Origin of the sequence: Lederbergia ruris (genome assembly GCF_018332955.1) — a bacterium.
In the GTDB taxonomy this organism is placed as follows: Bacteria; Bacillota; Bacilli; order Bacillales; family Bacillaceae_C; genus Lederbergia; species Lederbergia ruris.
Map to the genome: position 1 here is coordinate 197,406 of NZ_BORB01000001.1, position 12,251 is coordinate 209,656.

General features: G+C 37.8%; 8 protein-coding genes. 2 read left to right on the top strand and 6 right to left on the bottom strand.

The features are described from left to right. The first annotated feature begins 161 nt into the window (after nucleotides 1-161). The gene (locus KI363_RS01035) at nucleotides 162-1,409 is read left to right on the top strand and encodes an N-acetylmuramoyl-L-alanine amidase family protein (protein WP_212964961.1); all 1,248 of its coding nucleotides are present in this window, start codon (nucleotides 162-164) and stop codon (nucleotides 1,407-1,409) included. 115 nt (nucleotides 1,410-1,524) lie between these two features. Here KI363_RS01035 and dtd read toward each other — a convergent pair whose 3' ends face one another. The 6 genes from dtd to KI363_RS01065 form a co-directional block, all read right to left on the bottom strand. Further along, nucleotides 1,525-1,962 carry a D-aminoacyl-tRNA deacylase gene (gene dtd, locus KI363_RS01040; RefSeq protein WP_212964964.1) on the bottom strand — a complete coding sequence of 146 codons (438 nt, stop codon included), beginning with the start codon at nucleotides 1,960-1,962 and terminating at the stop codon, nucleotides 1,525-1,527. Between the two features lie 15 nt (nucleotides 1,963-1,977). After that, complete coding sequence (locus KI363_RS01045; protein ID WP_212964966.1) at nucleotides 1,978-4,167, bottom strand: RelA/SpoT family protein; 2,190 nt, start codon at nucleotides 4,165-4,167, stop codon at nucleotides 1,978-1,980. A gap of 373 nt (nucleotides 4,168-4,540) precedes the next feature. Next, nucleotides 4,541-5,053, bottom strand: coding sequence for an adenine phosphoribosyltransferase (locus KI363_RS01050; protein WP_158323354.1), 513 nt, complete (start codon nucleotides 5,051-5,053; stop codon nucleotides 4,541-4,543). Further along, complete coding sequence (recJ, locus tag KI363_RS01055) at nucleotides 5,044-7,404, bottom strand: single-stranded-DNA-specific exonuclease RecJ (protein ID WP_212964968.1); 2,361 nt, start codon at nucleotides 7,402-7,404, stop codon at nucleotides 5,044-5,046. The genes KI363_RS01050 and recJ overlap by 10 nt, the downstream gene beginning before the upstream one ends. Nucleotides 7,405-7,556: 152 nt before the next feature. Further along, a complete protein-coding gene (secDF, locus tag KI363_RS01060; protein WP_212964970.1) occupies nucleotides 7,557-9,827 on the bottom strand; it encodes a protein translocase subunit SecDF in 2,271 nt (756 codons plus the stop codon). 133 nt (nucleotides 9,828-9,960) lie between these two features. Beyond that, complete coding sequence (locus tag KI363_RS01065) at nucleotides 9,961-10,284, bottom strand: post-transcriptional regulator (RefSeq protein WP_246516653.1); 324 nt, start codon at nucleotides 10,282-10,284, stop codon at nucleotides 9,961-9,963. A gap of 276 nt (nucleotides 10,285-10,560) precedes the next feature. Here KI363_RS01065 and spoVB point away from each other — a divergent pair, with 276 nt between their 5' ends. Beyond that, on the top strand, nucleotides 10,561-12,108 hold the full coding sequence (gene spoVB / locus KI363_RS01070) for a stage V sporulation protein B (RefSeq protein WP_212964972.1): 1,548 nt from the start codon (nucleotides 10,561-10,563) through the stop codon (nucleotides 12,106-12,108). Nucleotides 12,109-12,251 lie beyond the last annotated feature (143 nt).

A 12,251-nucleotide genomic window follows, 5' to 3' on the forward strand; every position in this document is an offset into this window, starting at 1 on the left:
TCCTCTCTTTCATTAATTAATTGTAGTATGTCCTTTTTAAAAAACTTTATAAAAAAGGATTTTAAACAAAAATCACGAATACTTAGATTGATAATGATCTATGAAAGCTGATACAATAAAAAATCATAGATGTAAGTTTTAAGAAAGGCGGTTTCTTTTGCGTGAAAAAAAGGGCTATTATTTTAACGTTTATAGCATTATTTATAGCCATTATTATGTATTATTCCACTATCACATCGGCAAATTCTGAAATCATCAAAATTACAGGTGATATTGTCAATGTTCGCGAGCAGCCTGGGACTACTTATTCTATTGTTACCCAACTCCATAAGGGAGAAACCTATTCTCTTTTAGAGAGTAAAGATGGCTGGTATAAAATCAAATTGGCGTCCAATCAAACAGGTTGGATCGCAGACTGGTTAGCGGAGAGACAAACTAATTCAAAAACAGTCATGGCAACGGTCAATACAGATACCTTGAATGTGAGATCTGAACCTAACTCAGCAAGTACAAAAATTGGAGTCCTTTATAAAGGGGATCAAGTGAAAAAAATTGGAGATCAAAATGACTGGAGTCAAATTGAATATCAATCCAAAATCGCGTGGGTAAATAGTACTTATATTAGTACGGGGGATCGTGAGTCCTCTACATCCCAAACAACTCCGATTAGTATTTTGTATGACGGTACAAATATACGAAAAAAACCTGCCTTAAAATCAAAAATTATGACACAAGTTTCGGCAGGCGAAACATTTTACCCGTTAGAAAAAAACGGGGACTGGTATAAAATTGAATATGCCTCTGGGAAAACAGGATATGTGGCAAGTTGGATTGTCGCATCTCAAGAAGGTAATCTTCAGTTCAAAAGAAAACCGGGAGCTAAAACGATCGTCATTGATTCCGGTCACGGCGGAAGAGATCAAGGGGCCACTGGTGCCAGTGGGACTCTTGAAAAAAATCTAACCTTCGAGGTAGGAAATCTTCTTGCTCGAAAATTAGATAAAGCCGGCTTTAATGTGGTCCTAACTCGTTCTACAGATGAGTATATTAGCTTAGAATCGAGGACAGACCAAGCACGCCGTGAACAGGCAGACGCCTTTATTAGTTTACATTTTGACAGTGTAGATGAGCATCAGGTAGAGGGGCATACTTCTTATTATTACAATGAGCAAGATAAGATGCTAGCCCAAACTATCCATAACGAAATTACAAATATGGTCAAGCTTGATGATCGTGGGGCTCGTTTCGGAAATTATTATGTTTTGAGAGAGAATACACAACCATCAATCTTGCTTGAGTTAGGTTATCTAAGCAACCCTAGTGAAGAGACAATTATTAAATCTCAATCATTCCAAGAGCAGGTAACCAATGCCATTCTTGAAGGATTGAATAAGTATTTTAATCAATAAAGTAGGTAATATCCTGAGACCTTAACACCCGATCAGAAGTTGAACACACTATATGCTAATTTCTAAAGCCTAAAAAAACTGGTGAGATTTTTTTACTCACCAGTTTTTTATCGGTTTATTTCTCAAGAATCAATGTGACAGGCCCCTCATTTACGAGTGATACATCCATCATTTCTCCAAAAATACCTGTTGCGACCTGCACCCCTTTATCTCGCAAAACTTTATTGAAATAGTCATACAAGGCTTCCGCTTCTGCGGGCTTGGCAGCCTTCATAAAATTGGGGCGTCTCCCTTTCGTGCAATCCCCATAAAGTGTAAATTGAGAAACAGATAATATAGAACCTACCTCATCAAGTAAAGAGCGATTCATTTTCTCGTTTTCATCTTCAAATACACGTAAGTGAACAATCTTTTCGGCCATCCAATCACAGGATTGCTCTGTATCACCATCTTGAAAACCAACTAATAACGTGAATCCACGTCCAATTTCTCCCACAATTTCGTCATTTACAACCACTTTTGCTTCTTTACATCTTTGTAAGACTACTTTCATTCTTTATAGACTCCTTCAGTTCATAATTCTACGTACGGAATAGATGTCTGGTATTTGCTTTATTTTATCGACGACCTTATGCAGATGACCAATATTTTGAATGGAGATGGTCATTAAGATGGTGGCCATTTTATTCCGATCAGCTCGTCCGGTGACAGCTGTAATATTCGTCTTCGTCCCACTGACTGTCTGCAAAACTTCATTCAGCAATCCACTACGATCAAACCCAGTAATTTCAATATCAACTTTATACTCTTTGTGATTATGGGTAGCTGTTTCCCATTCAACCTCAATAAGGCGATTGCTCATCTCTTCTACATCAATGTTTGGACAATCCGCACGATGAACAGAAACGCCTCTACCTTTTGTAATAAAACCAATAATCTCATCACCAGGTACAGGATTGCAACAGCGCGAAAGACGAATTAAAAGATTATCCGTTCCTTTCACTCTTACGCCGGCATCATGACGCTTAGAACGTGAATCTTTCTTCGTTTCAGCTATCATTTCTTCTATCTTTTCTTCTTGATCCCGCTGCTTTCTTAATTTTTCAGTTAAACGATTCGCAACTTGAAGGGCGGATATGCCATTATAACCCACACTCGCGAACATATCATCTTCATTCGAAAAATTAAATTTGTTCGCCACTTTTTGCAGATTTTCAGAGGTCATAACCTTTTTCACTTCAAATTCTAATTCTTTTATTTCCTTCTCAATTAATTCGCGACCTTTTTCTATATTTTCTTCCTTCCGTTGTCGCTTGAAAAATTGTCTAATTTTATTCTTAGCTTGAGAGGTTTGTGCAAGTTTTAACCAATCTTGACTAGGACCATAGGAGTGCTTGGACGTTAATATTTCAATGATATCTCCTGTTTTCAATTTATAGTCAAGCGTTACAATTTTACCATTTACCTTGGCCCCTATGGTTTTATTTCCGATCTCAGAATGAATGCGATAAGCAAAATCTATCGGCACTGAACCGGCTGGAAGCTCAATAACATCGCCTTTTGGCGTAAAGACAAAAACCATATCCGAAAATAAGTCTATTTTCAAAGATTCCATGAATTCTTCCGCATCATCTGTTTCATTTTGAAACTCTAGAATTTCCCGGAACCAACTCAACTTTTTATCAAGTGTGTCCTTCGAATCATTGGTTTTCCCTTCCTTATAGGCCCAGTGAGCGGCAACCCCGTATTCAGAGATACGATGCATTTCCTTTGTGCGGATTTGCACTTCTAAAGGCTCGCCTTTTGGCCCAATCACCGTAGTGTGAAGAGATTGATACATATTTGGCTTAGGCATCGCAATATAATCCTTAAAACGGCCAGGCATCGGTTTCCAACAAGTATGAATAATGCCTAAAGCGGCATAACAGTCTTTAATACTATTGACAATAATTCGTACAGCTAATAAATCATAGATTTCATTAAACTGCTTATGTTGAACAACCATTTTACGGTAAATAGAATAAATATGCTTTGGACGACCATATACATCCGATTTTATTTCCATCTCGTTTAATTTTTCTTTTACTCCTGCCATAACATCTTCTAAATACTGTTCTCGCTCTTCTCTTTTCCTCTTCATTAAGTTGACAATCCGGTAATATTGCTGGGGATTCAAATAGCGCAATGCTGTATCTTCTAATTCCCATTTGATTTTTGAAATACCGAGGCGATGTGCAAGTGGAGCAAATATCTCAAGTGTTTCATTCGCGATTCTTCTTTGCTTATGAGGTGGTAAATGCTTTAGTGTTCGCATATTATGAAGCCTATCAGCTAGCTTAATCAGAATAACTCTAATATCCTGTGCCATAGCCACAAACATTTTCCGATGGTTTTCAGCTTGTTGTTCCTCATGTGATTTGTATTTGATTTTCCCTAATTTCGTTACACCATCAACGAGCATAGCTACTTCACTGGAAAAATCATTGGAAATATCAGCTAACGATACTTCCGTATCCTCTACCACATCATGGAGAAAACCAGCTGCGATTGTTGCTGGATCCATTTCTAAATCAGCGAGAATCCCAGCCACTTGAATAGGATGGATGATATAAGGTTCACCGGATTTACGAAACTGATCTTTATGAGCATTCTCAGCAAACTTATAGGCGCTTCTAACAAACGCAACGTTTTCCTCATTTAAATATTCACTTGTTTTATTGATTACATCTTCTGCCGATATATTTTGGTCTTTTGCCATGAGGATCACCTTTTATTCAAATAATAATTACCATGCAATGCTTTTTAATATGTATATATCGAATATTAAGACATTCTGTTATAAAATGGTACTTTTTTTCAAAAAAATTTGATTACAGCCATTTTTACATAAAATGAGTTAAATTTCCATATTTACGATAAGAAAAACGCAAGGCAGCAGGATGAACGGCGTTCGCGTCGTCTGGCGGCAGGCGCAAAACGCAACGTCCTGTTGTTTCTCCTGCACTAGTACATCCCTGTACGTCGCAAGGGCGCCGTTCTGGCCCCGCATCCTGCCGGGCTAATAATTAAGGCTGTCACAATGTTACTCTGAGCTTTAGAGTGTTTACATTGGACAGCCCTAACTATATGAATTAGAAAGTCATTAATGAAAGTATATCATAACCATCAAGCTTTTCTCTTCCGTTTAAGTAGGAAAGCTCTATTAAGAAAGCGATCCCAACCACAATCCCACCTAATTTTTCGACAAGTTCTATCGTTGCTAGAATGGTTCCGCCTGTAGCTAATAAATCGTCTGTTATTAACACCCGTTGACCTGGCTTAATGGCATCCTTATGAATGGTTAATTTATCTTTACCGTATTCCTTTCCATAATCAGCCTTGATTGTTTCGCGTGGGAGTTTCCCCTCTTTTCTAACGGGAGCAAAACCTAAGCTTAATGCATAGGACACAGGGCAACCAATAATAAAACCCCGCGCCTCCGGTCCGACAATAATGTCAACTTCTTTTTCTTTTGCGTACTGGACAATTTGGTCTGTTGCATACCGATAGGCCTCCCCATTGTCCATTAAAGTCGTAATATCTTTAAAAACTACCCCTTCTTGAGGCCAATCAGGTACGATCGTGATAAATTGTTTTAAATCCATGCGCTTATTTCCTCCTCTGCCAACACCTTTTGTGCAAGCCTTTCATCAAACCATTTTTTTAATTCATTATATGTGGAATAAGTAAATTCTTTTTCCATTTTTATCTGTTCTTGCTTCATTTTGTATGTAGGTGAATCTTCCAAATCCCTTTTTCCTTTTTGGGGATTTATTTTAATAAACCCATCCTTTATTGTAACAAAATCTAATTCAAAAAACACTTTTGACATAAATAAAATCGTTTCTTTTGACCATCCACGGTGTGTAGCTAGGTCTTCCCCATATTTTTTTAGGTCAAAGGTTCCTCTTTTTAATAGAAATGCATAATACCATTTAAAATGATTTCTAGTCGGTACGGTCGCAAAAAAATGATTTTTTTCTTGAAGAAAATGCGCATAGATGGATGCCGGCATTTTATCTTTTACAAGTGCCTCTAAAAATGTGATTTGTACAGGTAAGTCAAATAAAATAATATTTCTTCCATTTATATCTAAATATTCGGCTACTTCTTTCTCCCTTATACATACACTTTCGAGATTAGAACCATATGTCTGAAAGTTCTTTTCTGAGAAAAAGATAAACAGTCCTTGTTTTTCTTTTAGATAATTAATCCATTGTTCAAATTGTCGGCTTCCCCGTAAATCAAATAGCTGCCATTCTTTAATGGAGACATCTTTCAAGAAAATCTGCGGCTTCTTCTGGTTATTCCATTCATTAATAGAAAGTTCTCCGATAACAGATGTTGTGGCTCCAAGGGAGATATCTGGTACAAGATGGCCTAATTGAAAGCCGACACCGTCCAGTAAATCATCGTTTTGAGCAAGGGTCATCCGTAAATGATTTTTGTTCGCACCAATTTTCTTTCTTTCTGCAATCGTTGCATTTTCAATAAGAATTTGTGGTTTGGGATTTCCCATTCCATACGGTGCCAACTTATCTAGCTGGGAGATTGTAGAAATATCTATCTCTTTAAGGGAAATGGTCGCCTCTACCTCGGTCACTGGTATAAAATCTTCGGTTTTGAGTTGCTCATTAGCTGCTTCGTTTAATCTTTGACGAAGGACATCGACATCTTCAATGGCTAAAGACATCCCTGCCGCCATGGCATGTCCACCGAAATGAGGAAGGATGTCAGAACAAGCGGATAAATTTTCAAATAGATTAAAGCCCTGAATACTTCTTGCAGATCCTTTAGCCATCCCAGTTTCTTCATCAAAACTTAAAATAATGGTCGGTCGATAAAATTTTTCCACTAATTTAGAAGCGACGATTCCAATCACACCCGAATTCCAATCTGGCTTTCCTATGACAATGACCTTATTTTCTGCAAGATCAAAATGATTTTGAACCATTTGAATCGCTTCATTCGATATAGTTGAGACAATCCGTTTTCGCTCATGGTTCATCTGATCAATTTCTTCCGCTAGCATTTTTGCTTCGGTAGAATTATTCGTTTTTAACAGTTGAACGGCAGAACCTGCATGCTCTAGTCTACCTGGAGCATTCAAACGCGGCCCAATCGTAAAACCAACTGTTTCTTCATCTATCTCAGACATTGTGTTTCCCGCTAATTGACATAATTCCTGTAAGCCTAGACGTGTTGTCCCAGCCAATATCTTTAAACCTTTTTTGACAAGTGTACGATTCTCACCGTAAAGAGGCACTAAATCCGCAATCGTTCCAATCGCAACTAAATCAAGTAAATCTTCTGGAAGATCACCATGTAAAGCATGGGCTAATTTAAAAGCAACACCTACACCCGCTAAATTTTTATAAGGATAAGTAGAATCCGGAATGTTCGGATGAATAATCGAAAATGCTTCAGGAAGCTCTTTGCCAGCTTCATGGTGGTCTGTAATAATTAAATCTATTCCTAAATCTTTTGCTTGTTTTGCCTCATCTAAGGCAGCAATACCAGTATCTACCGTTATGATTAATTGTATTCCTTCTTCATATGCTTTCTGGAAAGCTTGCTGATTCGGACCATATCCTTCTGAAAAACGATTAGGTATATAATAAGTAACAATTGCACCCATTTTTGATAATGTTTCTAACAACACCGTTGTACTTGTGACACCATCGGCGTCATAATCACCGAATATTAAGATCGGTTGCTGTTCATGAATGGCTAGTTGAATTCGTTCAACTGTTTTTTTCATATCTTGAAAAAGAAAAGGGTCATGTATCTTCTCTTTTTCTGCATTCAAAAAAGAATTTGCTGCTTCTATCGTAGTAATCCCGCGATTTACTAACAAAGTAGCTACAAGAGGAGCAATTTCCAGTTTTTCTGATAATTCTTTGACTAGCTGCTGATTCGCTTCACGAACGATCCAGCGACTATTTGGCTGTAACATCTTTTCACTCCTTTGAGGATTGGATCCATCTTCATTCATTCAAGTTATATGGATTAATATTGAGCATCCTTTAATAGGTAAAACCGCAGTACTCTGCGGTTTTATCATGTCTATAAGTAAACGCCAATGACTCATTGATTTTTTATCTCAACTTATACCTGAGGCTCATCTGTCCATTTCTTTTTCTCTTTGACAGTGTCAATGGGACCTTTCTTTTTTAACTCTCTTACTTTCATATCATACCATAATTGAGCCGAAATAAAGATGGACGAATAGGTTCCTGCTAATAGTCCTACTAATAAGGCAAAGGAGAAGTTCCGGATCGACTCACTACCCAAAATTAATAAGGCCACAACTGTGACAATGACTGTTAACACTGTATTAATTGAGCGAGTCAATGTTTGCCGTAATCCCTGATTTACGATCATCGCAATATCTTCTTCCGATTTCAATCGCCGTTTTGCGGTCATGTTCTCCCTTATTCGGTCAAAGGTAACAATGGTATCATTAATCGAATAACCAACGATCGTTAAGACGGCGGCTATAAACGTTAAATCAACCTCTAACCGCGTCAAACTAAAGACCGCAACAATAAAGAAAGCATCATGAAGTAACCCTAATACTGATGTAAAGCCCATCGCGAACTCAAAGCGGAAAGAGACATAGATGATAATCCCAAGGAATGCTACTAATAAAGCGTAAAAGGCATTTTTGATAAGCTCTTTTCCTACCGTTGGTGACACTGTACTTACATTTGGTTCCTTTCCATACTTATCATTAAAATACGTTTTAAATTGAGCAATTTCTTCTTTATTTAAAACTTTATCTTTAAATCGGGCAACACCGATTTCATGGTCATCCCCAGCCAACACGATATCCTGTGTATCAATCCCAAATTCTTTCAAGTCATTACTAATCGCTTCAGTAGTAGTAGGTTTTCCAGTATCAATTTCGACTCTAGTTCCACTTGAAAAGTCAATTCCTAAATTCAAACGGAAAATCGCTAAAACAATAATTCCTGCAACAATTAAAATCGATGAAAATACATAAAATTTCTTCCGGTGTTTCACAAAATCAAAACGATCAAACGGAGTTGCTAAATCATGTGTCGTCTTATTTTCAGACAAATTAAAGATAGATCCACGTTTCACTCCGAACCAGCCTGGTTTATCTTTAAAAAAGCGGCTGTCGATTAATAGGCTTAGCAACCACCTTGAACCAAAAACAGCTGTAAAAAAACTCATTAAGATGCTGACAATTAACATCGTTGCAAAACCTTTAACAGAGCTGCTTCCAAAATAAAATAAAACGCCAGCAGCCAGTAATGTTGTAATATTGGCATCTAATATGGCTGTGAAAGATGACTTACTACCTGCTTTAAAAGCTGATGAAAGGGATCTTCCTACTTTTATTTCTTCTTTAATCCGCTCATACGTAAGAATATTAGCATCTACTGCCATCCCGACTCCTAGTATCAAAGCAGCAATTCCAGGAAGAGTTAAAACAGCTCCCATTAAATCAAACACAAGTAGAATTAAATAAATATAAACCGAAAGGGTCACCGTTGCTACAATACCTGGTAGACGATAATAAGCAATCATGAAGATAAAAATAAGTAAAACACCTAAAATACCAGCATTCACAGTTTTACTTAGAGCTTGCTCACCAAAAGAAGCACCGACTGAAGTAGAATAAACCTCTTTTAATTTAACAGGTAATGCCCCTGCATTTAAAAGATTGGCTAGGTCTTTTGCTTCCTGCGTTGTAAAGTTTCCCTCGATTGATACACTTGTATCATTGAATACTTGTCTTACATAAGGGTCTGAGAGTAGCTTAGGATTTCCATTTTTAGAAGCTTCTTTGTAAGAGTCCACTCCTTCTTCAAAATCCAGCCAAATCGCAAGGATATTATTTGGTGCCTTATCTACGATCTCTTGCGTAACATCACGAAACTTTTTCCGGTCTTTCAGTTCAACTAAAACAATCGGTTCATTCGTATTTGCTTTAAATGACTGTTTTGCGGCTCCCTCAACAAGGTCTGTTCCATCAAGCATGACTTTGTCATTTACATCCCTAAAGGTTAATACAGCTTGCGTACCAATTGTTTCCCTCGCTTGTTTTTGATCTTCTATTCCAGGCAATTGTACTCGAATCCGGTCTGTACCTTCTATCTGGATATTTGGTTCACTTACTCCTAAAACATTAATTCGTTTATTTAATGCTTCGGTTGTATGTACAAGCGTTTCCTTATCTATCTTTTGATTTTTATTGGCGGGTGTTACCTCATACAAAACTTCAAATCCGCCTTGCAAATCAAGCCCCAATTTAATATTTTTTATAATCTCATTGGTTGTCGTACCACCTAAGCCTGCTAGTAACAGGATAATAAGAAAAAAGACGACAATTCTACTTCTTTTTACCATTATTGATAAATCCCCCTCGCCATAAATGAACACAAGACCCTATATTTCAATCCTCGATAATAAAGTCAATATGATTATTATGAATCAGTCAAAAAAAGCTGTCAATCAATTCCTTATTTATAATAACCCTCGTCTAATCTATTTCGTTTTTAGTATGAAGCAATTCTTTTAACTCCTTTGAATCTAATTCCGAGAACAAATCTGGAGCTTTATAGGCCTCTACTGTCGCGAAATTCATATAATCTCCCACCTTCACTGAAAGAATATCCGAGACTAACTCATAGATTCTAATACCTTCTTTAAATTTTTTCCATTTCTTCTGTGTAAGAAACGTCCATAACTCCATTTTACCGATGGTCCCATAACCTAAAACAGCAAATTCCTCAAGTTTACTTTGTAATATGGGACCAAGTATTTGGAAGTAAGAATCATAAGGATGCCCCTGTTTTGTGTTCAAAGTATTCGCCCCCCGTTTAAAGTGAGTGTTCAAAAAGGAGGATAAAAAGGACCAAGAAGTTCGAGGCGGCGCAGTTTCGAGCAGCGGAATGTATGCATTTAGATACATGAGCAGCATAGAAACAAGCCAACGAAGAAATTCGCAGTGTCATTTTTACCGGACTTTTTGAACATCCTCTTAAAAAATGTTCTCAGATAACTTGTCATGCTTTGTCCACCTACTAGCATATACTTCATTGTAATCGAATGGAACAGTTTTGAGAAGGCAGGGAACGAAATGAATAAATTTTTAAAGGGAACCATGATCTTAATGGCAGCAGGACTTATCACAAAACTTCTTGGCTTTATTAATAGGATTGTGATTGCACGTGTGATAGGGGCAGAAGGTGTAGGATTGTTTATGATGTCATCTCCCACCCTCTTCCTTGTCATTACGATTACTCAATTAGGGCTCCCTGTAGCCATTTCAAAAGCAGTTGCGGAAGCAGAGGCAAGGGGAGAAAGGCAAAAAACAAAAAAAATATTAGCCGTTTCTCTAGCTGTGACAGGTATATTATCACTCATTCTTACACCTACTTTAATGCTCATTTCTCCTTTTTTATCCGAAACCTTATTCACTGACCGTAGAACACTTTACCCATTAATGGCCATTACTCCAATCGTCCCGATTGTCGCCGTTTCATCGGTCATCCGCGGCTATTTTCAAGGCAAACAGAATATGAAGCCCGCAGCGATTGCTCAAGTACTTGAGCAGGTTGTGAGAATAGCTTTAATTGCTTTTCTTGCCAAAAAATTCCTGCCAATGGGAATTGAGTATGCAGCCGCTGCAGCAATGGGCGCATCTGTCATTGGAGAACTAGCTTCGTTCATTTACTTATTCCTTATGTTTAAAGCAAAGAAAAAGTTTAGGGTACGTAAAAGATTTTTTCAATCTATAACGGATGGGAAAAAAACATTGGGAGAACTGATGAATGTGGCTTTGCCCACAACCGGTGGAAGGTTAATTGGATCCGTTACCTGGTTTCTAGAACCGATTGTTGTCTCACATAGTTTGCTCTTAGCTGGCATTGCAGCTGGGGTAGCGACGAAACAATACGGTCTTTTAACTGGTTATGCTTTACCCTTGTTGTCCCTTCCTTCCTTTTTTACACATTCATTGTCTACCTCTCTTGTCCCGGAAATTAGTGAGGCCAATGCCAATAGAAACCAATTGATGGTAGAATACCGCTTTCAGCAATCTTTACGTTTCGTCTTAATGGCTGGCTGTTTATCAACGGTGATTTTATATGTGTTTGCTGAACCTTTGATGAAATGGTTTTACGGAACATCCGATGGGTACGAATTCATTCAATTTCTTGCTCCATTCTTTTTATTCACCTATTTCCAAGGGCCATTCAGCGCCATTTTACAAGCGCTCAATTTAGCTGGCGCCGCGATGATTAATAGTCTGATCGGTTCTGTTCTAAAGATACTCGTGATCTTTGTATTTGCTTCCCAACCAGCATTTGGGATAAATGGGGTTGCGCTTGGTATGGCAGCAGGGACAGTGCTTGTAACACTTTTGCATTTTGCAACTGTCCTTAAAAAAATACAATTCACTGTCTATATAGGGATGTATGCAAAATTTATTCTAGCCACCTTATTATCAGGGATTTCCGGAATCTTTTATCTTCGGTATGTGTTTGACTATTACCCTACCCTACTTTTCCTGACTATTGGGATTGTACTTGTTTCCTGCATCTATCTTATTTTTATATTTGCTTTTAAATTATTAACAAAAGGTGATTTAATTCGCTTACCATTCTTTAATCGGATTCTTAAATAATAACAAAAGTGCAAGCGCCTGTTAGGGATGAACGGCTAGAAATGTGATGACGATTGCCAGCCAAAAGGATGAACAAGGGATCAACGGCTAAATGCGCCACGTCGTGTGGCAACGCCGTTTGACCAACATCCAGTTGGCCCCAA